At 38.8% G+C, this 23,094-nt stretch carries 26 protein-coding genes; 4 read left to right on the top strand and 22 right to left on the bottom strand.

What is annotated here, in order from left to right; all coding sequences use genetic code 11:
* The first annotated feature begins 243 nt into the window (after positions 1-243).
* Positions 244-1,524 (top strand): IS4 family transposase, encoded by a 1,281-nt coding sequence (locus BO18_RS09925; RefSeq protein ID WP_034445760.1) that lies wholly within the window; start codon positions 244-246, stop codon positions 1,522-1,524.
* 209 nt (positions 1,525-1,733) lie between these two features.
* On the opposite strand, the gene BO18_RS09920 is transcribed toward BO18_RS09925, so the two are convergent.
* The 12 genes from BO18_RS09920 to BO18_RS09870 all read right to left on the bottom strand — a co-directional run bounded on the left by BO18_RS09920 (position 1,734) and on the right by BO18_RS09870 (position 10,606).
* Complete coding sequence (locus tag BO18_RS09920; RefSeq protein ID WP_185752396.1) at positions 1,734-1,940, bottom strand: hypothetical protein; 207 nt, start codon at positions 1,938-1,940, stop codon at positions 1,734-1,736.
* Positions 1,918-2,343, bottom strand: a complete 426-nt coding sequence (locus tag BO18_RS09915; protein ID WP_034445785.1) for a hypothetical protein — start codon at positions 2,341-2,343, stop codon at positions 1,918-1,920. Before BO18_RS09915 ends, BO18_RS09920 begins: the two co-directional genes overlap by 23 nt.
* A 46-nt stretch (positions 2,344-2,389) precedes the next feature.
* Positions 2,390-2,764, bottom strand: a complete 375-nt coding sequence (locus BO18_RS09910; protein WP_034447249.1) for a DUF4062 domain-containing protein — start codon at positions 2,762-2,764, stop codon at positions 2,390-2,392.
* Positions 2,765-3,496: 732 nt separating this feature from the next.
* Positions 3,497-4,630 carry an IS110 family transposase gene (locus BO18_RS09905; RefSeq protein ID WP_034445420.1) on the bottom strand — a complete coding sequence of 378 codons (1,134 nt, stop codon included), beginning with the start codon at positions 4,628-4,630 and terminating at the stop codon, positions 3,497-3,499.
* Positions 4,631-4,724: 94 nt separating this feature from the next.
* Positions 4,725-5,237, bottom strand: coding sequence for a hypothetical protein (locus tag BO18_RS09900; RefSeq protein WP_034445783.1), 513 nt, complete (start codon positions 5,235-5,237; stop codon positions 4,725-4,727).
* A 1-nt stretch (position 5,238) separates the two neighbouring features.
* Complete coding sequence (locus tag BO18_RS09895) at positions 5,239-6,543, bottom strand: AAA family ATPase (RefSeq protein ID WP_034445781.1); 1,305 nt, start codon at positions 6,541-6,543, stop codon at positions 5,239-5,241.
* Positions 6,544-6,710: 167 nt separating this feature from the next.
* Complete coding sequence (locus tag BO18_RS09890; RefSeq protein ID WP_034445779.1) at positions 6,711-7,826, bottom strand: RES domain-containing protein; 1,116 nt, start codon at positions 7,824-7,826, stop codon at positions 6,711-6,713.
* A 38-nt stretch (positions 7,827-7,864) separates the two neighbouring features.
* Positions 7,865-7,996, bottom strand: a complete 132-nt coding sequence (locus BO18_RS34310) for a DUF3990 domain-containing protein (protein WP_081860978.1) — start codon at positions 7,994-7,996, stop codon at positions 7,865-7,867.
* Complete coding sequence (locus BO18_RS09885; RefSeq protein ID WP_034445777.1) at positions 7,993-8,217, bottom strand: DUF3791 domain-containing protein; 225 nt, start codon at positions 8,215-8,217, stop codon at positions 7,993-7,995. Before BO18_RS09885 ends, BO18_RS34310 begins: the two co-directional genes overlap by 4 nt.
* Positions 8,218-8,259: 42 nt before the next feature.
* Positions 8,260-9,303, bottom strand: a complete 1,044-nt coding sequence (locus tag BO18_RS09880) for a hypothetical protein (RefSeq protein WP_185752395.1) — start codon at positions 9,301-9,303, stop codon at positions 8,260-8,262.
* A gap of 108 nt (positions 9,304-9,411) precedes the next feature.
* Positions 9,412-10,236, bottom strand: a complete 825-nt coding sequence (locus tag BO18_RS09875; protein WP_034445772.1) for a P-loop NTPase fold protein — start codon at positions 10,234-10,236, stop codon at positions 9,412-9,414.
* Positions 10,237-10,252: 16 nt separating this feature from the next.
* A complete protein-coding gene (locus BO18_RS09870) occupies positions 10,253-10,606 on the bottom strand; it encodes a hypothetical protein (protein ID WP_034445770.1) in 354 nt (117 codons plus the stop codon).
* Positions 10,607-10,834: 228 nt separating this feature from the next.
* Between BO18_RS09870 and BO18_RS09865 the strand changes: the two genes are divergently transcribed.
* Positions 10,835-11,212, top strand: a complete 378-nt coding sequence (locus BO18_RS09865) for a hypothetical protein (RefSeq protein ID WP_051688632.1) — start codon at positions 10,835-10,837, stop codon at positions 11,210-11,212.
* 123 nt (positions 11,213-11,335) lie between these two features.
* Here the strand turns inward: BO18_RS09865 and BO18_RS09860 are convergent, their stop codons facing one another.
* From BO18_RS09860 to BO18_RS32630, 5 genes are all read right to left on the bottom strand, one after another.
* On the bottom strand, positions 11,336-11,710 hold the full coding sequence (locus BO18_RS09860; RefSeq protein WP_051688631.1) for a PglD-related sugar-binding protein: 375 nt from the start codon (positions 11,708-11,710) through the stop codon (positions 11,336-11,338).
* Positions 11,711-11,753: 43 nt separating this feature from the next.
* On the bottom strand, positions 11,754-12,191 hold the full coding sequence (locus BO18_RS09855) for a hypothetical protein (protein ID WP_034445765.1): 438 nt from the start codon (positions 12,189-12,191) through the stop codon (positions 11,754-11,756).
* Positions 12,181-12,621, bottom strand: coding sequence for a DUF4869 domain-containing protein (locus BO18_RS09850; RefSeq protein ID WP_034445763.1), 441 nt, complete (start codon positions 12,619-12,621; stop codon positions 12,181-12,183). Before BO18_RS09850 ends, BO18_RS09855 begins: the two co-directional genes overlap by 11 nt.
* Positions 12,622-13,308, bottom strand: coding sequence for a hypothetical protein (locus BO18_RS09845; RefSeq protein WP_034445762.1), 687 nt, complete (start codon positions 13,306-13,308; stop codon positions 12,622-12,624).
* Between the two features lie 94 nt (positions 13,309-13,402).
* Positions 13,403-14,050: a hypothetical protein gene (locus BO18_RS32630; RefSeq protein ID WP_051688630.1), complete on the bottom strand. Its 648-nt coding sequence runs from the start codon at positions 14,048-14,050 to the stop codon at positions 13,403-13,405.
* 271 nt (positions 14,051-14,321) lie between these two features.
* Between BO18_RS32630 and BO18_RS09835 the strand changes: the two genes are divergently transcribed.
* Positions 14,322-15,602 carry an IS4 family transposase gene (locus BO18_RS09835; RefSeq protein ID WP_034445760.1) on the top strand — a complete coding sequence of 427 codons (1,281 nt, stop codon included), beginning with the start codon at positions 14,322-14,324 and terminating at the stop codon, positions 15,600-15,602.
* Between the two features lie 123 nt (positions 15,603-15,725).
* Here the strand turns inward: BO18_RS09835 and BO18_RS09830 are convergent, their stop codons facing one another.
* Entirely contained in the window at positions 15,726-16,121 is a 396-nt protein-coding gene (locus BO18_RS09830; protein ID WP_330379498.1) for a hypothetical protein, read from the bottom strand.
* A 445-nt stretch (positions 16,122-16,566) separates the two neighbouring features.
* Between BO18_RS09830 and BO18_RS09825 the strand changes: the two genes are divergently transcribed.
* Positions 16,567-16,944: a hypothetical protein gene (locus BO18_RS09825; protein WP_034445759.1), complete on the top strand. Its 378-nt coding sequence runs from the start codon at positions 16,567-16,569 to the stop codon at positions 16,942-16,944.
* 277 nt (positions 16,945-17,221) lie between these two features.
* Here the strand turns inward: BO18_RS09825 and aepY are convergent, their stop codons facing one another.
* The 4 genes from aepY to BO18_RS09805 all read right to left on the bottom strand — a co-directional run bounded on the left by aepY (position 17,222) and on the right by BO18_RS09805 (position 23,038).
* Positions 17,222-18,343: a phosphonopyruvate decarboxylase gene (gene aepY / locus BO18_RS09820; protein ID WP_034445758.1), complete on the bottom strand. Its 1,122-nt coding sequence runs from the start codon at positions 18,341-18,343 to the stop codon at positions 17,222-17,224.
* Between the two features lie 531 nt (positions 18,344-18,874).
* Positions 18,875-19,996 carry a DegT/DnrJ/EryC1/StrS family aminotransferase gene (locus tag BO18_RS09815; RefSeq protein ID WP_207643567.1) on the bottom strand — a complete coding sequence of 374 codons (1,122 nt, stop codon included), beginning with the start codon at positions 19,994-19,996 and terminating at the stop codon, positions 18,875-18,877.
* Between the two features lie 158 nt (positions 19,997-20,154).
* Positions 20,155-21,588, bottom strand: a complete 1,434-nt coding sequence (locus tag BO18_RS09810; protein ID WP_034445756.1) for a hypothetical protein — start codon at positions 21,586-21,588, stop codon at positions 20,155-20,157.
* Between the two features lie 31 nt (positions 21,589-21,619).
* The gene (locus BO18_RS09805; protein WP_034445754.1) at positions 21,620-23,038 is read right to left on the bottom strand and encodes an exopolysaccharide biosynthesis polyprenyl glycosylphosphotransferase; all 1,419 of its coding nucleotides are present in this window, start codon (positions 23,036-23,038) and stop codon (positions 21,620-21,622) included.
* Positions 23,039-23,094: the final 56 nt, after the last annotated feature.

Below are 23,094 nucleotides of genomic sequence, written 5' to 3'. Positions count from 1 at the left end.
TTGGAATAACCTGAAGTATCTCTTTCACAGTGACAGGTACCACTGTGGTCAACTTAAGCTGTAAAGCCAGATAAATACTGGCTTTGCGGCTTTTTTGTTATGCAAAAAAATATTGATTATTTATTAAAAAACGCTTGACAAAGCTCCTAAAATTTGCGGCCGCTACGCGGCCCTTGATCAATAGGAGATGTTGTTTCGTGGCCGCGAAACACATCAAGATCACGCAAATTTAGGAGGTTACGTATGGAAAAACATGAAATCTGCAAACTCATCATCCAAAAGATCAAGCAATATCTCTCTTCTCCGGACTGCCTGGAAGCTCACCGGGAAAAGAACCACTTCATCAGAAAGCGCAAACTTTCAATGCTCCATCTGGTAACATATCTATTCTACACTACAAAGGCATCTATGTATCAGAATCTTTCCGCTATACGTGATGACCTGCTTCCATCAAATTTTCCTGAAGTATCAAAGCAGGCTGTATCCAAAGCTCGTCAGTTCATTAGCCCCAGTCTGTTCCAAGATTTATTTACTCTTTCGGTAGATATCTTCTACAAAAATCTCAAGAAGAGAAAGCTATGGCATGGTTATCATATCTTTGCCATTGATGGCTCAAAGATAGAAGTTCCTAATTCTCCATCAAACTTTGATTTCTTTGGTGAGATGTTCACTTATCCGCATAAAGATAGGAAGTTTTCTTCAGGTCTAGCTTCTATTGTCTATGATGTTCTCGATGATTATATAGTCCATGCATCTCTTCATAAATACCTTGGGTCTGAAAGAGCTGCAGCACGAGAGCACCTAAAAACGCTAGAAGACTTAAACATATATAAAAACTCAGTAATCGTCTTTGACCGCGGATACTATTCAGAAGATATGTTCAGGTACTGTGTATCAAATGGGTATCTCTGCCTTATGAGACTCCGTGAAAAGTTCAAAATGGTTCGTTCCTGCCATGGTGATACTGTAGCAATATTGCCAGGAAATTCCAAAACAGGCACTGAAGATATCAAGATAAGAGTCTTAGAGGTTATTCTAAGTGATGGATCTCGCGAGTACCTTGGAACCAACATATTTGACACAGCTATGTCTGTGGATATGTTTCGCGAACTATATTTTCTCCGCTGGCCTGTTGAGGGCAAATACATGGAGTTAAAAGAAAAATTCCTTCTTGAAGAGTATAGTGGAAAAACTAAAACTGCTGTGTTTCAAGAATTCTATATAAATCTACTCATGTCAAATCTGACTTCTCTGATAAAAAACAAAGTCGACGATGACATAGATGAACACATGACCACAACTGGCAAGTATAGGTATCAAGCTAACCGAGCCTATATTATAGGCCGTCTAAAGAAAGCATTTCCTAAGATCCTTTGTAACATACTGCAAACAGAATACATAGATCAGATAGTATCCGATGCATTCAAAGTTCGGTCACAGATAATCCCCGGCAGGAAGTTTAGAAGAAAGACCAGAAAACTGGTTTGCAGAAAACACTTTCCAAACCTTAGACCTGTCAATTGATACATCATATATGAGTTTTTCTTAGACCTGATATGATTCAGGTCTGTTTGTCATGCGATAACATTAAGAAGAAAACATAGCTGCCTATTCAATATGATATAATCTGTTGGTAGATGATACACATTAACTTAAAGCAGTATTTCTATTCCTACTAAGTTGACGGAAAGTGTACCACATTGGTGACAGGTACCACTGTGTATAGCCTTTTGTCAATTCGTCTTCAGCTGTCTCTCACTTGGGCGAACTGCATCCGCCACAGGAAGGTCATTTCTAAGAAGATACATCCTAAAACTTTCAACAGCTCTTGGTGGTGCTGCGTCAGTTAGTTCAAAGCAGTCTTTCTCATGATTTACAGTAAACCATTCATCATTCCTCATCCAATACATTGCTTCATCATAAGCTTTCATCCATTTCACCCGCCTTCCCAACCAAAAGACATCTACTTACAAAAGCATCCGCAATCTTATTCCCGACCTTGCTATAATATCCAGAAAAGCATTCCGATATAATCTCACGGCCATCATTATATGCAGCTGAATAAATTGATAACTCTTTCCCTAAATGATAAAAAACATCGGCTATGGAGGTAAATTTGAGCACTTCTTTTATCAATCCCAATGAATCAATACCATATGCATTTGCTACCACATGTCCCGTCTCGTGTCTACCAATTGCTCTCCAATCGGTACCTGCCACAAAATCACCTTCTTTAACAGCATCACTGTAAGCTTGTTTTTGCAGTTGCAAATTGCAAAAGTAGAAAGCATTCAGGTGAATGACATGTCCACTGCCAGTTGTTGCAAAATCTTCTTTTTTCATATCAAAGTCAAGCTCTAAGACAATACCATTTCTTCCATCTATAATCTTAGGAAAGGAAGTTTTGATATTCTTTCTTTTTCTTCTCGCTTTTTTCTAATACTACAGGCTCCCCATCTCGTCCAAGCTTCGCAAAAGGAATAACCGGCACGCCACTATTAACCGCGTAATCATATTCCATCATTGTATAGCTTCGTTTTCTGCCCTTAGGTTTAGAACCAATATATCCTCCCAGAATAAGAATATAGTAATCTGCTGTATCTATGACTTTCTTAATATAATCAAACTGTTCCTGATCGGTAGAGGGAAACTCTTCCATCCCAGTAGGAATACAGCCTTTATCCAAAAGAGCTTTCATCACCACGAAGCGTTCTTCCTTAAGATCCTTATAAGTTGAACTTACAAATACCTCATACCTTTTCATAAATGTTGTATTCCTTTATGACTTTAGAAAATATCAAAAGAGTTATACGCCATATAAACGTCCTTTTACAATTTTCGCAGAAAGTTCGGAGTACACGGTACCATTATTCTCAGCAATATCAGAAGTCAGAAAGTGCTTAAGCACAGTACTCCCAAAAGATCCTGTCCCCCTGTAATTACCAATGTCTTGTCCTTAAAAGATTCCTTAATTCCTTTCATTGTTTACCAATAATCCTTTCCCCACCAAGATTTCACTTATAACATCTAAATATAATTGTATGACTCTTAACAGCCTAATTCAAACACTCCTCTGTTATGAAGTGACCGTTGTCAAGAGGGAAACATTTCTAACTTTTCTCCTTGGCTAGCCACATTTGTTATTGTCTGATAGCATCTGGAAAGAGCCATTTTAACAGTCTCCGGCATGTAGCCACTCTGTTATTCGTGGATTGGTTACCAACAGGCTAATGGTTCGCCGAGAGTCTTGCTATCTAAAATCGTGGATCACAGTTTCCTGTGCGCACATAGGGGGTTCGCAATTAACTCGAACCGTCATGTTTATTGGCTCCTTCCAGATGCTATCAGCTTATTCATTTGTTATATCGGGCAGAAATCTGCACTCTGTTGCTGATTTCTGCTTGACTACCTATATCATTCGGATGGATGTCTGTCCAGGGCTTTAGCCGCGAAGCGGTGCGTAGCACCCTTGACAGGCATGCAGAAGAATGATTCTTTATTCCACTGTTACACCTATGTTATCAGTCATCATTCCCCACACAAAGCATGCAAGTTCACGTGCAATAGCTGCCACGGCAACATTTCTCTTTTTACCATGCCGTATCAACCTATAGTATTTACTCCTCAGCCGTGTATTAGCCTTATCAGCATATGCGATAGTTTCTGCACTATTTCCCTGTTGTCTCTGCTTTAGCACTTTAGACTTATGTCCTATAGCCCCTTTGCAAATGCCTCCTGATGCTTCTACAAGCAGTTTTCTCAGGTGACTGTTACCAGCTTTTGTAATTCCTAATCGGTTAATTTTTTCTGCACTGGAGAATTCTCCAGGTGCTAATCCAAGATATGCAGCATAAATATTTCCCTTTGCAAATCTTTTAAAGTCTCCGGTTTCAACTATTAGCGAAAGCGCTGTATGAGTCTGTATTCCAAGAAAACATTCCAACTTTTTAACTTTCTCTGAATATCTGGCTTGAGATGCTATTTCTTCAATCCTTGCATCAAACCTTTCTATCTTAGCTGTCTGTTCGTCATAAGATGCCATATACTCGTTCAAGGTTTCCTGATACATTGATGACAGTTCAAGTTTTTTAAGCCATTTGATATGAGCTATCGTCCATTTTGTTCCTTCGTATTGATATCCATGGCGCAAGCAAAAAGCGTTGATCTGCTGTTTTACTTTCTTTAATGCCTGCTTATGATCATCACGCATTCTCAGATATTCTTTTACTGAATCATCATCTTCTGTTGGAATATATACTGCATGGTATCCGCCATATGATAAGCATTGAGCAATCATAAGCGCGTCTCTGCTGTCAGTTTTAATACGCTGTCCCTGTTGAGTAAGCATTGTCGTTGGAGCAAGAATAACGCATTTCACTCCTGCAGATGTAAGCTGGTTACATAGTGAATAGCCCAAACAGCCAGCCTCATATCCACACTCAATATCATAAGTATCTTTAGCTCCCAGCTTGTGTTTAAGATTCTCTATAAACATGAGGATATTCTTGTAATCCGGTGTTACCTGGATATTTGCAAAAACACGATCCTCCGCTCCTATTACTGGCTCCATAGCACATAGTGTGTAGTTTGAACTATGGACATCCATACCGATTTTTATTATTCTATTCATGGTGACCTCCCTTTGTATGTGGTAATTCCTGTTACCTTAGATTTTCGTCAAATCATTAGTTTACAGGTAAATCCACGTTGCTACAAATGTGAGGTCACTTCATATTATCTAAAACAATCAACAGATTACTCCTGCCCTTACTAATTGTTTTAACTCGTAACATGCTGGTTTTTACTGTTGTTATCATTCTTTTTGCAATGAATTGACGCGCTTTTTCTTTCTTCTCTCCGTCATGCACGGATTCGCCAAGAAAAACTTCCTCTATGTCATGGCAAAACCATATGAACTTATAATTGTTATCTTCGCAAAATTGCTTTTCTTTCTCAAGCGCTTCCGCTGCATCCTGGTCAGACTCATACCTATCAGTATCAAAGCAATACGCAACTTGAGTAGGTCCATTTCTAGCGTATGCCTTAATTGAGCGATTTATTGCCCCTCTGACATGCTGACTGTTGTAATTGCCCTTTCCGCTCATATATACAGGAGTTAACTTAAAATCCGGTCTACTTAACACATCATAGTAATTCTCTATAACACTTCTGATATACATGTAATCAGAACTACATTCTTTATTTGTCTCCATTACCAACACTAATTGTTTCCCCATATCAATCCTCCTGAAAAATACTAATAAAATCAGAAGCATCGATGTTGAAGGGTACATCCTCGATCATCCCATTTCTGTAGCTGTTAGCAGGTGTATAATGTCCATTCTTTACCCATGGAATAATGCGATTAGTTGAGGTTAGAAAGTCTATTGATTTATTATTATTCTTTAATACATTCATTGGATCCAGATTATGGGATGTAAAGCACAGCTGTCCCTTCCCAAAATTCATAAAGAATTCAATGATCTTACAAAGATAAACATCGTTAATGTTGGAATCCATCTCATCAATAAATACAATATTTCCATTGCTTGCAGCTCGAAGTGCAAAATATAAGTCTATGATCTTTTTTACGCCCGTGCTCTCGAACTCCTGATTAACTCTATAATCCCCATAGTTCATCACCAATTCACATTCATAGAATCCTTTATTTTCCTTTTTCTCAATGTCTATTCTCTTTAAATCACGCTTAAAAAGCCTGACAAATCGTTCCAGTTTTTTTACCCTTTCCTCATAGTCTTCATAATCATCGACTGTAACTCGTCTTCCAAAAGAATTAACCTTTTTATCCAACTCAGCCAACAGCTCTTCAATAGCAGCATTATCCTTTTTTAGCTCTTTGATCCTGATATTCTGAATATATTCTTCGTGACGATCATTCTTATCAAAATAGGTACTAACGCTTGCCCAACAGACTATAGCCTCCAAAACTGCTTCAAAGCATTCATCCTGATCCTTGATCTCTTCATAAGAAACAAGAATATTTTTTAATGCAGACTCCTTTGAAATACGATTAATTGTCTTCTTCTGTATCTTTTCATACAGTTCCTCATTATCAACATCAAGAAAGGTTAGTTCTCCGTCTCTACTTTCAAAAACCACATTTTCCCTATTCTTGCTACTATTGGCTTTGACTTTTAAAGCTTCATACTCTATACAAATACTATCAAAAGAATCAAATCCTAGCCGTAGTTCATATGTATATATCAAACGCTGATCACCAGCCAAAACAAAATCGCATTGGAATGCAAACTTCTTGCTCCTTTTATTGATTAACTCTCTTAAAAGGAACTGATTTTTAGAATCTGACAGATAATTATTGGTAAAAATTATGTTCTTCACTATATCCACTGCTGTAACTATCGCAGATTTCCCAACACCATTTTCACCATATATTCCCTTTATCCTGTTTTTCTGTGGGTCATACTTGCTATCAATAGTCTTCCCATAAAAATCTATGGTTATCTCCTTTTCTATGCTCTTAATGCCACTAATAGTCATATTAGCTAAAAAAATTGACAGCATCACCACGCCTCCAGATTACAAAATATTCATTATGTATATTTTCACCCTAAACAATCAAAAATGTCAACATTACGCATAAATAATTATTCGTAATGTTGACCACTTCTATCAAACATATAACTCAAAAGAGTTATTAGCATTCATTAATGCATATTTCTGGCTGCCAATCAATTGGTGTTTACTCCCCAGGGAATTTGGTCCTTCCCCCTTCCATTAGGCTTATCTCTCCAAGTCGTAAATAAAAACTTGTCAAAATTAATGAATTCCGTTTCTCTATATGGATACTGTCTATCATAATTCCCTATGTTAGTTATTTTCCCTGTACTTACAGCCCTTAAAGGATAATTCTTATACTTTAATGAATCCCATAATTGCTGATAGATGAAGTAATTAAATGCGTCATCTATCTTCATATGCTTAACAATTTCTGAATAATCCTTGTCATAATTAACAAATAACGCGAGGTTAATAGCACATAACGAAAAAACTTCATCCGAAACTCTTTTTGAGTAATATGCAACACCATCATATCCAAGTTTTCTACATGCCATCATTACAGCTTGTGATATAACATACTCTGATTTAAAAGTACGCCCCTCTTCCCTTATTTTATATGATGTAGCTATTGTTAACATATACAGTTTCAGCCAGCAATGCACTCTAGACTCTTCAAAATCATTAAGATGGCCAAAATCTCTTATAGAAACAGCCAAGTTGAATATCTTTTGTGTCCCATCTAATACAACGGGTGAAACATTAAATTCCGTTGCAGGTGGAAACCCCGACTCAATCCAACATCCATAAGAAGAATTTGATAGGTAGAGACTTGGATTACCAGGAATACTAAATCTGTAATTCCCAGATAATGATCGAAGTTTCTTGGGCAGGTGAAGCATATCCTTAGCAGTATAGGAATTTGAAGGGTTTCCAACCCTACATCTAAAAAACTGCAATTCTTGAGTTCTATTACCATAGAATGCGTCACTGTTTAGTAATGTATTAACAGCAAACGGATCAACTATGTCCCGAATCAGATTGCGTATTATTGTACTACTCTTAGATAAATCCGCCTTATAATAGCAATTTATTGCATCTATAATCTTCGCCTTGAATTTTTTTATAATAACAATGCTTTCATCATCTGCTCCAGCTTTCTCTGCCTGAATAAGAACAGTTTTATAGCGTTTCCTCAGGTCATTTATATAATCAATATCCTTATCCAAAACGAATGGTGCATATAAATCTTTGCAGATAAAACCATTATTAAGCCAAGTCAGTTTCATCAATAATTCCTTCTTTGACAATTCAAAGTACACGGTACCTAAGCATCGGCATCAGTAGTAAGATAAAACCCAATCCCAAAGTCTTTGCCCGGCATACATTTCTGTATGTCTGGTTTATCAACAATTACATAGCTACCATGATATAGTTTCTCACCATCGTTAAGTATCATATAGTAAAGCCCTTCCCCCGGAGATATGATTCAATATCAGCAATATTTGCCTCATCGCCTTGAACATGAAAAAACTCATAGCATTCCTTAATATATTCATTTATTCCATACGTATTAAATATATTTTCACATTCAGCAACAGTCTTATCCCATCTAATCTGCGCCAAGCGAAAAAGCCTTACCTGTAACATAAATAAATCATCTTGGTAGTTTAGTCCCATAGATCAATCCTTATCACTAAAACAATCCCGTAATCTTTGGCCTCATTCCGTCGAGGGAACCTTTAACCTCTCAATAATCTCATCCACTATCTCAATAAAATGATTCTTTCTCCGACCGTCAGTTATACCCTCTCCAAAATAATTGCCTTGTGCCAGCTCGTTTCTTATATCCTTAAAATCATCTATTTCATGCCCAAAGTACTCCCACACATTAGAAAACTTAAAGACATAGCGAAAAGCACTCGCCATTTCATTTTGTTCCCTACCAGAAGAATTCTTTATCAGCTCAAGAATGGAATCTCTACCCAAAAAATTAATAAAACTTCGATCATTCAAAAAATCATCCCTATGCTGTATGCAGTATTTACAGAACATATCTGCACTATCAAATGTTCCTTTATCCCTAGCGCTGTTCTTTTTCAACTTATCATTATGTTCTTTTGCCATTTTCATTAATGGTAAGTAATACTGATCCACGCGCACTTTATTAGTCGATTCCGAATACAGCCTGAAAGGATTTTCAATACATTTTGTGGTAGACTTCTGTATATAGCCCTCCATTAACTTGACCACTTCTTCAATTGCCCCATTAAACAATCCCATATCTTTGAAGAATAACAACGTGTCCAATATCTTGAAGAAATCCCAATAATCATATTTATCCAGACTAACCTCGTCTATAAGATTATCAATATATGTTCTTACCTCATCATCAGAAAAATCCATCCAATCACTCAGTTTCGAAAGATAGATTCCCATAGACGCTTTGTGGTCTTCACTACGCTCTGCCTCTAGTTCAAGATAATCCAAAATCTCATAACATGCATCTATAAAAGGTTTCCGCTGCCATGAAGAATTGACAATCCATTGCCTCACAAAATCATGAGCAATTATTTCATCACCATATTTGCTATAGGCTATGGTTCTGCTATGATAATGATTCTCTCTTATAAGCTCTATATCTAACAGATGCGAAAATGTTTCTGCAATACTGTTCTTTATATATATTTCCAGAAGGTCAACCAGATATTTTTCTTTGCTATAATTCTTGATGCATTCTTCGTAGATACGCTTAAACTTCTTCATCCATACTTTGACCATTCGATAATTGATCGACTGTGATGGACGCTTAAACTCACTAATTATAAGTTTCGACTCACTCTTCAGAAATGCCTGATACGAAGTAAGTTTCCTTTACTGTGGCATTTCCAAAAGATCCGCAAGTGTTTCTTCTGGCGATTGTGAATAATATATGGTTTCCCCGATAATCTTCTCTTTTATATCCCTGTACAAAAAGCTTTCGGAAAAGACCTGTTCATTTAATGCCTTTAATTCTTTAATTGATATTTCTTCGATGTTCCCATTCAAGTTATTCTTGTCATTCTTATCATTTGTGGAATTAGTAACCTTCCTCCCACCCATGAGGACAGCCTGATACTTGCTCTCAACATTTGTGTTGGCATACATCTTCCCGATATTCTGCTCATCTGCAAGTATAATAACCTTGCAATTACATTGTTCTACAAGATTGTTGATCATTCCAAATAGCATATTGATAGGAATGCTACATCTTTCAAGATCATCGAAGCAAATCACCAGGTTTTTTTCTTTTATTATTTTTTGAATCTTCTCATACAACTTGGAAAAATCAAACGTAACAGCCTTGCTCTGGCTCATAAACTGAAAAGATACGCTCTTACTTACTATGCTAAAAATACCATCCACGGCTATAATTGCCGTATTTGAATCATTTTCTCCTTTTGAGGCTTTGACACTAAAAAACTTTATAAGCAATTCCTTTGAAAGATCTTCAATTGTTGAAATCCCATATAAAGAAATGTATACGTTATACCTTCTGTTGCTCTTGCCAATCTCATGTCCGTTGATCGCATCTATCAGATAATTCTTATAGAGATGCGTCTTACCACATCCCCACGGACCTGTTATCATAATGGCATAATGCGCAGAATCATCTTTTATGTATTCTTCTACAACAGAAATAGTTTCTTTACGGTTCATTGTCTACAAACCTTTTCTACGTGTCAGCACCAATCGTAATTACAGGCTTTATTCCGCCCCCGAGTTCAATAACCTTATTTCTAAAAGCCTCTCTCGGAGCCCAACCAATATATTGCCAAGGATAAGCATGATAAGGAATTCCTATTCCAAGTTCCTTATGAATGTGGTCAAGCTGCTTTCTACGTATCTCTTCAGATACAGTCATCTTATCAACAGCCTTGAATGGTCCCTTATCATCCTTATATAGTTTACCTGGATCGTCTAACAATGTATCTACATCTATTTCTTCAGCTATAGTGCTCAAGTCACCAACTGAGAATATAGTATGCTCATCATATGGGATACTACCATCCGGATCTTTCTTTGCCAACGCCTTTGCCTTCTCTTAATCAGGAATCAGTGCAAAACGCCACTCTTTCTCATGTGCATACTTTGTACTTTTATCAAAACAATCCCTGTAAGCACTTTTATCTGAAGGCTTGTGATTCTAAGTGATGGATCTCGCGAGTACCTTGGAACCAACATATTTGACACAGCTATGTCTGTGGATATGTTTCGCGAACTATATTTTCTCCGCTGGCCTGTTGAAGGCAAATACATGGAGTTAAAAGAAAAATTCCTTCTTGAAGAGTATAGTGGAAAAACTAAAACTGCTGTGTTTCAAGAATTCTATATAAATCTACTCATGTCAAATCTGACTTCTCTGATAAAAAACAAAGTCGACGATGACATAGATGAACACATGACCACAACTGGCAAGTATAGGTATCAAGCTAACCGAGCCTATATTATAGGCCGTCTAAAGAAAGCATTTCCTAAGATCCTTTGTAACATACTGCAAACAGAATACATAGATCAGATAGTATCCGATGCATTCAAAGTTCGGTCACAGATAATCCCCGGCAGGAAGTTTAGAAGAAAGACCAGAAAACTGGTTTGCAGAAAACACTTTCCAAACCTTAGACCTGTCAATTGATACATCATATATGAGTTTTTCTTAGACCTGATATGATTCAGGTCTGTTTGTCATGCGATAACATTAAGAAGAAAACATAGCTGCCTATTCAATATGATATAATCTGTTGGTAGATGATACACATTAACTTAAAGCAGTATTTCTATTCATACTAAGTTGACGGAAAGTGTACCACATTGGTGACAGGCACCACTGTCTCCCAACTAATGCTGTAGGGCTCACATACGCCGTGGAATGAATCAAACTCCCAATCTTCCCACCAGCTTCACCAATATCCACCAAGGTTTTATGCCTCAACTCATTATTCCCAAAAGCAACCAGGAACTCCGTGTCATCATCAATGAAATTCTTGAAGTCACTGACCTTACCAGCAACTTCATTGCCATCCCCACTTGCAGCATCATCAAGGAAAAGAATCTTCTCATACTTTCCACTCTGCTCCGCAAGATCCCTAACGGTTCTTCCAAATCCTCCGGCACCAATGATAATCAGTCTCATATAGTCTCCTTGACTTATAACACTTCAGCATTTCATTTCATAATTATCTATCACCAAATGCCTTCTTAAGATAAAAATGCGTAATCCCATCACTATTCTTGCTGTCTAATTCCAGTATTTCATCTTGTGATAACATCAAAGCTGTAGGGTTTCTCCCAATAATAATATATTGATTATAATTATCCAAAGCTATATGCTGCCTCATTTTATCATCGAGGAGAAGGTCTGCATTATCAATAACAAACAGCTTTCCCTTTGAACTCTTTATTGCATTCTTATATTGCTTATTGTAATCCAGATAATTAAGGCACCTTACCCTTTTATCTTCTGACGAATACTCCTGTAAGAAAGAATAAACCGCCGACTTTCCAACACCGGAATCTCCTGCCACAAACGTAACATTCGAATCAAGCATCAAATCAACATAATAATTTGTATGTTTAGTTGTAATCCTATCAAGAATGATTGGTTTAATCTTCATTTTTCCACCACTCTCTTAGCTCTTCATAATCACTAATCGCGCGAACGCCATCAACATCCTCTATTTCAACTTCTTGCATATTAAAAGCAATCATAGGATAATCGCAATAAATCTGCCCTTCATCTAATGAATATATTACTTCAAGGGCATTTTCTCCACATTCTGAAATATCAAATATCTTGTCTAGATTATACATAATATTCAATGTTGTCTTACATCCGGTGGAAAGCCTGTCAATATTAAGAGCCGTCCCGTCAAATCTTGAAGTAATTGTATACTTCTCAATCATCTCTGACTTATCAATCCGTCTTATGATATCCCTTGCTCTTTCATCAAGCATTTCTGCTGTATTTTGGTTAAAAAACACATCATTCATCCTAATAACATCTACAGCCTTAGGAATTGTCTTTTTCTTATATACCCTTATCATCTATAAACCCGCCTTCGCAAAAGCATCCTTTAAAACAGAGTTTTCAACTATTTGCCTGATCTTATTATCAGAAGTCAGTCTTGTCTCATCCAGACCGCAGTTGTCGTCATCGCCTCTGGCTTTCCAATCGCAGCAGTCCACAACAAAGCAATCGCCAAGTTTGCCCTTCCCGGTTTCAAAGCCTGTATTTCTAGTTATTTGAAATAGCAATTTAGAAGACAACTGCTCCGTGTTACATGATTCTGAATCAAGTTCTTCTTTTATCGAAGATAATGTACTGCTATCCCCACCATTGCAGACCAGATCAACAAATATATCCTTTATTTCAAATAGTCTTGCTCGCTTATCTTTTAACTCATCATCTTCAGCAAACATCCATTTTTCTAGCAATTTAAATGATAGGAGTACAAACTCAAATGAATGCACCTTTATTATCGATACGTTTTTCTTGTCCTTAGTGGCATAATATAATCGTTGTGCCTCTCTCAACACATCTGGATTATCAATTGCATTATCCATTAGCACATAATACTTATTGTCTTCGTCAACAAGTTTTGAAATAGCTTTACATAATTCAGTATTATTACTCTTGGTATCAACAATGAATTTCGCATACAGTGCGCCAAAAACCATTTTCCAAAACTCAAATCCAGATTTTGAATCTTCACACCATACATATGTATTCAAATAATACGTCGGCTCCTTTCGCTCATAATAAAACTGCCATCCAACATCTTTTGCACATATATCTATACCTTTTCAGAGTACGCGATACTAATGTTTAGTCTACATTTTCACTTTGGGATAGTTCCTCATAAATCCCTTGGGCCTCACAGACATTTCCACTAGGTTCATTATTATCTCCGCCCATTACAATATAGAGAATTTTGCCCGTCTCATACAGATTAACAATGTGATTCTCTAATAGATTTTCAATCCATTCAACCCACTTTTCTAAGTATAAATCATATTGTAAATATAAATCCGTAATATTTTTTTCACCATTCATTAAATTATGTGAATGCAACATTTTGCCACATTTATTATATACTTCAATAAAGCGTTTTTTAGTAAGATACTCCTTATTGGTCATAACAAGCCTATCTATTTCACCTGCTTTCTTTATTGTAAGCGTAGGTTCCGGATAAAACTGTGGATTAATCCTCTCTATGTCCTTTATAATCAGATCCGCCTTCCACATCTTATATATGTTGTCCATTTTTTCTTCATATACTTTGTAATCTGATATAAGCGAAGAAAGAGCCACTAATTCTAGGATTTTTCGGATTTGAAGAACACAATATTCTATATCTGTGAAAGAGTATCCCGTAGAAATCATATGTTTTCTTATTTTTTTAATACTTTTTATACGCATTTTTATTATAGCCATGTTCCTTACATATAGCGTATACTCTTCATTTTTCTTCATAGAATTACACCATTCTCATCGTGGCTCATTTGACATCATGTTCACAGAATTTTCACGGTGACAGGCACCACTGTGGTCAACTTAAGCTGTAAAGCCAGATAAATACTGGCTTTGCGGCTTTTTTGTTATGCAAAAAAATATTGATTATTTATTAAAAAACGCTTGACAAAGCTCCTAAAATTTGCGGCCGCTACGCGGCCCTTGATCAATAGGAGATGTTGTTTCGTGGCCGCGAAACACATCAAGATCACGCAAATTTAGGAGGTTACGTATGGAAAAACATGAAATCTGCAAACTCATCATCCAAAAGATCAAGCAATATCTCTCTTCTCCGGACTGCCTGGAAGCTCACCGGGAAAAGAACCACTTCATCAGAAAGCGCAAACTTTCAATGCTCCATCTGGTAACATATCTATTCTACACTACAAAGGCATCTATGTATCAGAATCTTTCCGCTATACGTGATGACCTGCTTCCATCAAATTTTCCTGAAGTATCAAAGCAGGCTGTATCCAAAGCTCGTCAGTTCATTAGCCCCAGTCTGTTCCAAGATTTATTTACTCTTTCGGTAGATATCTTCTACAAAAATCTCAAGAAGAGAAAGCTATGGCATGGTTATCATATCTTTGCCATTGATGGCTCAAAGATAGAAGTTCCTAATTCTCCATCAAACTTTGATTTCTTTGGTGAGATGTTCACTTATCCGCATAAAGATAGGAAGTTTTCTTCAGGTCTAGCTTCTATTGTCTATGATGTTCTCGATGATTATATAGTCCATGCATCTCTTCATAAATACCTTGGGTCTGAAAGAGCTGCAGCACGAGAGCACCTAAAAACGCTAGAAGACTTAAACATATATAAAAACTCAGTAATCGTCTTTGACCGCGGATACTATTCAGAAGATATGTTCAGGTACTGTGTATCAAATGGGTATCTCTGCCTTATGAGACTCCGTGAAAAGTTCAAAATGGTTCGTTCCTGCCATGGTGATACTGTAGCAATATTGCCAGGAAATTCCAAAACAGGCACTGAAGATATCAAGATAAGAGTCTTAGAGGTTATTCTAAGTGATGGATCTCGCGAGTACCTTGGAACCAACATATTTGACACAGCTATGTCTGTGGATATGTTTCGCGAACTATATTTTCTCCGCTGGCCTGTTGAGGGCAAATACATGGAGTTAAAAGAAAAATTCCTTCTTGAAGAGTATAGTGGAAAAACTAAAACTGCTGTGTTTCAAGAATTCTATATAAATCTACTCATGTCAAATCTGACTTCTCTGATAAAAAACAAAGTCGACGATGACATAGATGAACACATGACCACAACTGGCAAGTATAGGTATCAAGCTAACCGAGCCTATATTATAGGCCGTCTAAAGAAAGCATTTCCTAAGATCCTTTGTAACATACTGCAAACAGAATACATAGATCAGATAGTATCCGATGCATTCAAAGTTCGGTCACAGATAATCCCCGGCAGGAAGTTTAGAAGAAAGACCAGAAAACTGGTTTGCAGAAAACACTTTCCAAACCTTAGACCTGTCAATTGATACATCATATATGAGTTTTTCTTAGACCTGATATGATTCAGGTCTGTTTGTCATGCGATAACATTAAGAAGAAAACATAGCTGCCTATTCAATATGATATAATCTGTTGGTAGATGATACACATTAACTTAAAGCAGTATTTCTATTCCTACTAAGTTGACGGAAAGTGTACCACATTGGTGACAGGCACCACTGTCGTTCTTGGACGAGTTTGTCCTCGTAGCAGTAGATACTCAAAGGTCTGGTTTTCCCGTTACCTTTTGGTATTTCAACCCTTTTTGCAGGTTGCGGCTTATATGACTTATTCTTGAGCCGTCTTACGAGTTCTACAAGGTTCTCCTCCAGTTTCTTTCCATATTCCTCTTTGGTAACTCCATCGATTCCTACGGCTTTGTCTCCATCCATCTTGTTATGACATTCTCTCAAAAGCTCCACATTTATCATGTGGGATATGGATGTAAAGACCATGTTTGGATTCTGCGCGGATAATTCCGCTATTCTCGCCAATTTCGTTGTCATTTGTTTGTTCTTCTTTCTCTGTCTCTGAGTACAGTGAAGACTATCTCTGTGTATAGCAAATGTTTCCTCTTTGATATTGTCTCGCAGACCCAAGCTGTGAGGAACAGCTTGTTCTCGACTTCCCTCCAGCATTTATGTGTTCATGAAATCTAGCAAGGTATTCTTCCGAAAGTTCTGACATTTATCAACTCTCCATCTGATGAACTAAAATATGTTTTGTTTAGATAATATCATCCCTTTATTATATCGGAATAAACCTCATATTAAATCCAAATAAACATAAAACCAGTAAGAGACAAATCTCCATAGTATGAGCACTCTAAACGAGAAATGCGCGCTCAAATCTGCTCACAAACAATCATTTTGCATGATTGTTCTTGAGCGGAGACAGGCACCCAGTTCTTGTGAACTATACTTTCTGCGTTGGCCAGTTGAAGGTAAGTACATGGAGTTAAAAGAAAAATTCCTTCTTGAAGAGTACAGTGGAAAAACCAAAACTGCTGTATTTCAAGAGTTCTATATAAATCTGCTCATGTCGAATCTGACTTCACTGATAAAGAACAAAGTTGATGATGATATAGATGAAAGCATGACCACAACAGGCAAATGCCGATATCAGGCTAACAGGTCGTACATCATCGGTCGATTAAAGAAAGCCATTCCAAAGATGCTATGTAACATACTTCAAACGGAATACATTGACCAGATAGTATCCGATGCATTTAAGGTCAGATCTCAGATAGTCCCCGGCAGAAAATTCAGAAGAAAAACCAGAAAACTTGTCTGCCGAAAGCACTTTCCAAACAGAAAACCTGTTAATTGATGCTTCGTACATGAGGATTCTTTAGGCCTGAATCACTTCAGGTCTGTTTGCCATGCAAAAATAAAAGGCTCAAACGTTGGTGCTTTGAAAATATGATACAAATCTGCTGGGAGATAAGTAATTCCTGCTTAAACAGGTATACTTATTCTTGTTAAGTTGACGAAAAGTGTACCACATTGGTGACAGGCACCATATCTCGTTCACAAAAAGTTCGGAGTACACGGTACCAATGTTCTCGGAAGTACACGGTACCTCTGTATCCCAGGTAAAAAACCTATCACAGTCCTTTCACATACTCCATAAAGTTCTGTTTATTCTCCAACGCTGTAGTCGTTGGTCTTCCCAAATCCTCACGCGCACCTATTGAGCACTTCACCTCCAGAAATACCAGTTCATCCTTCTCCTTTGCATCCCTAAGCGCTTTATCCAGATCATCAAAGTTGTCTACAGAAGCAGCATAAGGATAACCACAAGCCTCTGCAATCTTAACAAGATCAATATTAGATGCCACTGTAGGCATTCCACCAACAGTTTCATGGGCTCCGTTGTTAATAACAATATGAATCAGATTACTTGGCTTATTACTTCCTATCACCGCCATTGCACCCATGTGCATCAATACAGCACCGTCACCATCAATGCACCAAAATCTAACATCTGGCTTACTAAGAGCCGCACCGAGAGCTATAGAACTGGAATGACCCATGGAACCTACTGTCAAAAAATCATATTTATGGCTCTGGTTATTGGCCACGCGGGTCTCAAACAACTCACGGCTAGCCTTTCCGGTTGTGGAAATAATTGGATCAGAATCTGATACTGCCACAATATGCTTTATGATTTCTTCGCGAGTCATGACATTATCATTATGATAGTTCACCTTCGGAGCATCTGTTAATGCTCCCTTACGGATTACAAACGCAACATCCTTTCCACCCGCGAGTATTGAACGGAACTCATCCATCTTCTCTTTCACTTCTTCATCAGTAGTATCAGATCCGATGGCAAAAGAGCTTATGCACATATCTTCAAGCAACTTAACAGTAACTTCTCCCTGATAAATATGCTGAGGTTCATCATGGATTCCAGGTTCTCCACGCCAACCAATAATAAAAATACATGGAATAGCGTAAACCTTATCATTAAGCAAAGATGCAACAGGATTAATTATATTTCCCTCTCCGCTATTCTGCATATAAACTACCGGAACCTTTCTGGTTGCCAGATGATAACCGGCAGCAAGTGCCGTACAGTTGCCTTCATTCGCAGCAATAATGTGATGGTGCGGATCTATTCCATATTTATCCATCAAAAAATTGCACAGCGCCTTAAGCTGTGAATCTGGTACTCCCGTATAAAAATCAGAACCAATAATATCAAAAAGCGACTGTACTTTCATTGCATCTCCCCCAAATTTCTTATTTGCTTTAGCACTAAAATATGTTATTATCTTCTTGTAAAGAGTGCCACCCGATAGACGGATGGCTCAGTTAACAACTACAATCAAAAGAGACCGCAGCTTTTGCCGAGCTGATTCAGCGGTCTTTTTTGATGCTTATTTTTTTGAGTCAGTCTTGCAAATACTGATGATCGTCACGATGATGCTGATAACCGTAACTACAATACTCACAAGAGTTATCGCAATTTCTATCACCAAGTTTGCTCTCTTTCAGATTTCCCATTCGCATCCCTCCAAACGCTTGAGAGTTCTCAGGTTACACCTGGCAAAGAGCCAACCGCCTACCGAAAACAGGTGGCACAAAAAAATTATATCGAACATATGATCCACATGCAATGATTGTTTTTCCGTGCACCTTTGTCAAAAGATATTCTAAATCAGGTCTTCTTTTCTACACTAATGCGAATTCTTCGAAAGCCTAAAAATCCAACCAATCACACTACTCATGCCGATAGCATTTGGTTGTATTGTTTAAAATTGTTCACAGAATGGGCACCGTGACAGGCACTTTTTCGCTTCCGGTGAAATTATTGTAGTCTCTTTACCTACACCTCCCTCACGCTTATCTGCTTTCTTGGCATAGAGCTGATCTGACAGAATCAAAACTTTATCTATTGAGTCATCTGTAACGCATTGCTCCATGTAAGCATATTTGTCCTGTGATTCCTTTTCATCATAAGGGTTCATTCTGACAGGCAGGTGCTTGAGCCCTTCCTTATATCTTTCATAAATAGCTTTCTTCTGCTCTATGTGCTGCTGAAGATATGGCATCTGTCCTCTGACTATCCCCGCGATGATGTTGCTCATCCGATAGTTGTAACCGATCTCTTCATGCTGGTACCAGGGAGCATCTTCCCTACTCTGGGTTGACCACTTACGGACTTTATTAGCATCCTCTAAGGAGTTTGTAAGGAACATTCCGCCGGCGCTTCCGGTGATAATCTTATTGCCGTTAAAGCTGATGCAATTATAATTACCAAGAGCTCCGGTTTCCACCCACTTTCCAGCAAGCTTGTACTTGGCGCCTAGGGATTCGGCAGCATCTTCTATTATCAGTACTCCGTGTGCATCTGCTATCCTTTTAAGCTCTTCCATCTTTCCGGGAGTACCATAGAGATGCGCCAGCACAATGAGTTTTACCTCCGGGTACATATCAAAAGCCTTTTCAAGTGCATCCGGATCCATATTCCAAGTATCATATTCTGTATCGATGAATACCGCTTCGCCGTCCTCATAAGCCACAGGATTAATGCTTGCGTCGAATGTAACATCTGAGCAGAATACCTTATGGCCTGCCAACGTTCCAGAGTCAGGTCTCGCTTGACCATACAATTTCTCACCGGCAAGCTTAGTGGCAAGGTGAAGCGCTGCTGTACCTGCCGATAAAGCTACTGCATATTTAACGCCAACATAGTCTGCCACCGTTTCCTCGAGTCTATTGATATTCTCTCCTGCAGTGGTTACCCATCCTGACTCAAAAGCCTCGTGAACATACTTTTCCTCGTCACCATGCATTGTCGGTGAAGAAAGTAGACACTTGCCTTGTATTTTTCCTATTCCATCAAACCTTGGATCCTGACTGAAATCGTACATATCTGTTTCCCTTAAAGTATCAATTTTTGCACTCATGCCGTGACAACCTAAATCATCCGGGCACACACTCCCTATATCTTCCCCGAAGATACCAAACATCTCCCCATTTCACATAGCTTAAAAGCGGGAATCCTTCCCGCTTTTACCATCATATTTATTTACTTGACCACAACGGTCCCCATAACATTTACTCCAAGCTTCTTACAGGTCTCTAACTCCCTTGCTATATCGGCAAGTCTTGATTCCTGAACCTTCTCAGCTATGATGACGCCATCTGCCTCAGAAAGTTTGTTGAGTGATTCGGAATCTGTCAGGACCGACGAGCCCACAGCCAGCTCAAGATCCTTTTTGCATCCGGCAGTCACTTCCTGAACAGCCTTCTTAACTGCATCGTGGCTGCTTGTACTGATGATCATAGGCTTTGTGATGCCGTCCTTTTTAGCATTTACCAGGATGTCAGATACGATCATCTTCACAGCATCATTTGCTGGAAGGATACCTTCTCTCTTGTCAAACTTCTTATCAAACCAGTTATCAAAGCCGGAGAGGAACTTCTTTTTTCCCTCATCCTCATCATACTGTACAGTGCCGATAACCCTTGTGTTAAACATAGATCTGAAGTCATCTGAAGTCCTGAGCACCTGTCTCAGGGCATAGTATACGCAGTAACACATGGCAACAGCGAAAACACCGGCCACGATACCGATGAGCACATACTTGATGAGCCCAAACACACTGAATTCCTTTTCAATAATCTCATCAGGATAATGCTGCTTGATGAGTTCCTGATAATAAGTCTTCTGCCCTGATGTCAGTTTATCCGGAATATTTCTCATGGTATTCTTGAGAGAAATAAGTGTGTCACTCTGAGCCTTCTGAGCATCTGTAATGCCACTGGAATAATCTTCAAAGTACTTGTCATTGACCTTTACTATCTCATGAGGAGCATTGGCCTGTACTTCAGGCTTTACCTGCTCCAGTCTGTCCTCCAAGACAGAAATGATGACACGACACTCATCCTGTGTCGGGGCAATTGTTGATATCCTAAGGAGACTCACTCCGGCAGATGACACGCTGTAAAGCTCTCTAACATACTGCCTGTCCACACCCCATCCTGTCGCTTCCTTAATAATGTCTATAGTCTTATCATCAGTCAAAAGCTCTGAATACAGCGCCACAATATTACCTGCATTCTGACTTTCAACAGTATAAATGCCTTTATTATCGTAGTAATCGCTGATAACGTAAGTTGATGCACCGGTGTGAACATGCTCCGGATCCATGTTAAGACGGATGGACTTCTGACCATTCAGTTCCTTCTCGGCATAGACTTTCACGTAAGAGTCATACATCGCTGACAGAGAATCAACTTCAGCCACTTCAATATCCGAAAGACCATCCCTGGCCTTTTCAAGGGCCGCCTCATTCTCCTCCTCGGTAGGCATCTTCTCAGGCCTGGCCTGCTTGTAAGCACTATATCCCCCAAGAAGACAGCCTCCTATCAGCGCCACAATCACGATCACGCGCCATCTCTTCAGAAGATAATGCAAAAGATCTATAAGATCTATCTCATTTTCGTATCCATAATCCATCTTGTCGTCCCAACCTTACCTTTATTTCATATCAGAAAACATCCGGTGACTTTGCCACCTCAGCATCATGCATCTTCTGGCTCGTTTCCTCACTGAATCCGTCAGTGCTCTCCTTCAGGAAAAGAATCTTAACCGTCTGGAAAATGATCTGAAGATCCAGAAGCAGCGAATAATTGGTTATATACAAAAGATCCAGCTTCAGCTTGTCAAGAGCCGTTGTATTGTACTTGCCATAAACCTGGGCATAGCCTGTAAGTCCGCCCTTCACCTTAAGCCTGAACACAAACTCCGGGATCTCTTTGGAGTACAGTTCCACGTGCTCCCATCTCTCGGGCCTGGGTCCCACAATGGACATATCCCCCGCGATGATGTTAAGGAGCTGGGGAAGCTCATCAATCCTGGTGGCCCTGATGAAATGTCCTACCCTGGTGATCCTGTCATCCTTTTCACCGGCAGGATGTGGTCTTCCATCCTTCTCCGCATCAACTATCATTGACCTGAACTTAAGGATCATAAACCTCTTTCCGCCGATGGTGACCCTCTCCTGCTTGAAGAACACCGGTCCTCCATCCTCAAGATGAATCAAAAGAGCTGTGACCAGCATCACAGGACTCGCAACTATAGCGGCGATAAGGCTCAATATCAGGTCGAAAGCTCTTTTCACAAAGCGCCTTATGGGCCCCATTCCATTATTCTTATTAAGAAAAAGAGGTGCATCTATAAGGTTCAGTTCCTGGGAGTTCTTGACCATTACGTCAGATATCTTCGGAACATAGTAAACCCTCTTGTTCATCTCGAAACACAGCTTCACCAGCCTGTTCCTGTCATGGGAAGGAATGTCGCCGATAAGTGCTGCATCGTACTTCTCCAGGGCGCTTCTGATTACCTGTTCATCCTCTGATGCAGGGATAGTGCCTGCTATCTCATACTTATAGTGAAGTCCTGCTATCTTGTGACTCAGGTCATCCCTGTGGTCCCCGTATATCTCCAGGATACGGAGCGGCGGAAAGGTAATCCTGTAAATGTCCACCATTACGAAAGTAAAGAAGCACACCACCAGGACCTGTATCAAAAACATAGAAAAATATACTGCAAGAAAATCTAGGAACAGTCTGAACTGTCCGGTTATAGCGCAGGAAAGCGGAATCTCGGCAACTGCTGCAGTAAAAAGAGTAAGCACCTGTCCCGCCATGATACTGCTCTTGCGCTCAACGCCAATAGTAAAGGCGTGAAGCCACTTGCCAATGATCATGTATATGCCCATATAAATGCCTGCTGCCATAATAAGGTTTCCGGCCCCAAGAAGAAAACCGGTAGTATTATTGACTGCCACAAAATTGAACCACTTGTTATAGAAGATACAGGTAGCGATGGCCGTCAAAATGGCAGCACAGAAAAATCTGTACACATACTTGCTATTTCGTCTGGAAGTATTTGGAACGTTTTTCATAACGATGATCAGATTTCCCCTCGAATAATAACCCTATATTCGATTATACGTTCATT

It is taken from the genome of Butyrivibrio sp. AE2032, from assembly GCF_000702965.1.
This window is presented reverse-complemented; position numbering and strand designations above follow the sequence as displayed.

Bases quoted from the DNA above. Each gene is read 5' to 3' on its own strand.
- BO18_RS09825 (WP_034445759.1), top strand. From the start codon at position 16,567: ATGGAGTTAAAAGAAAAATTCCTTCTTGAAGAGTACAGTGGAAAAACC.
- BO18_RS09900 (WP_034445783.1), bottom strand. From the start codon at position 5,237: ATGGGGAAACAATTAGTGTTGGTAATGGAGACAAATAAAGAATGTAGT.
- BO18_RS09880 (WP_185752395.1), bottom strand. From the start codon at position 9,303: ATGAAGAAGTTTAAGCGTATCTACGAAGAATGCATCAAGAATTATAGC.
- aepY (WP_034445758.1), bottom strand. From the start codon at position 18,343: ATGAAAGTACAGTCGCTTTTTGATATTATTGGTTCTGATTTTTATACG.
- BO18_RS09895 (WP_034445781.1), bottom strand. From the start codon at position 6,543: ATGCTGTCAATTTTTTTAGCTAATATGACTATTAGTGGCATTAAGAGC.
- BO18_RS09815 (WP_207643567.1), bottom strand. From the start codon at position 19,996: ATGTACGATTTCAGTCAGGATCCAAGGTTTGATGGAATAGGAAAAATA.
- BO18_RS32630 (WP_051688630.1), bottom strand. From the start codon at position 14,050: ATGAAGAAAAATGAAGAGTATACGCTATATGTAAGGAACATGGCTATA.
- BO18_RS09885 (WP_034445777.1), bottom strand. From the start codon at position 8,217: ATGGGACTAAACTACCAAGATGATTTATTTATGTTACAGGTAAGGCTT.
- BO18_RS09830 (WP_330379498.1), bottom strand. From the start codon at position 16,121: ATGACAACGAAATTGGCGAGAATAGCGGAATTATCCGCGCAGAATCCA.
- BO18_RS09810 (WP_034445756.1), bottom strand. From the start codon at position 21,588: ATGGATTATGGATACGAAAATGAGATAGATCTTATAGATCTTTTGCAT.
- BO18_RS09910 (WP_034447249.1), bottom strand. From the start codon at position 2,764: ATGAAAAGGTATGAGGTATTTGTAAGTTCAACTTATAAGGATCTTAAG.
- BO18_RS09850 (WP_034445763.1), bottom strand. From the start codon at position 12,621: ATGATAAGGGTATATAAGAAAAAGACAATTCCTAAGGCTGTAGATGTT.
- BO18_RS09925 (WP_034445760.1), top strand. From the start codon at position 244: ATGGAAAAACATGAAATCTGCAAACTCATCATCCAAAAGATCAAGCAA.
- BO18_RS09860 (WP_051688631.1), bottom strand. From the start codon at position 11,710: ATGAGACTGATTATCATTGGTGCCGGAGGATTTGGAAGAACCGTTAGG.
- BO18_RS34310 (WP_081860978.1), bottom strand. From the start codon at position 7,996: ATGATACTTAACGATGGTGAGAAACTATATCATGGTAGCTATGTAATT.
- BO18_RS09890 (WP_034445779.1), bottom strand. From the start codon at position 7,826: ATGAAACTGACTTGGCTTAATAATGGTTTTATCTGCAAAGATTTATAT.
- BO18_RS09805 (WP_034445754.1), bottom strand. From the start codon at position 23,038: ATGAAAAACGTTCCAAATACTTCCAGACGAAATAGCAAGTATGTGTAC.
- BO18_RS09915 (WP_034445785.1), bottom strand. From the start codon at position 2,343: ATGAAAAAAGAAGATTTTGCAACAACTGGCAGTGGACATGTCATTCAC.
- BO18_RS09905 (WP_034445420.1), bottom strand. From the start codon at position 4,630: ATGAATAGAATAATAAAAATCGGTATGGATGTCCATAGTTCAAACTAC.
- BO18_RS09875 (WP_034445772.1), bottom strand. From the start codon at position 10,236: ATGAACCGTAAAGAAACTATTTCTGTTGTAGAAGAATACATAAAAGAT.
- BO18_RS09835 (WP_034445760.1), top strand. From the start codon at position 14,322: ATGGAAAAACATGAAATCTGCAAACTCATCATCCAAAAGATCAAGCAA.
- BO18_RS09865 (WP_051688632.1), top strand. From the start codon at position 10,835: ATGGAGTTAAAAGAAAAATTCCTTCTTGAAGAGTATAGTGGAAAAACT.
- BO18_RS09855 (WP_034445765.1), bottom strand. From the start codon at position 12,191: ATGAAGATTAAACCAATCATTCTTGATAGGATTACAACTAAACATACA.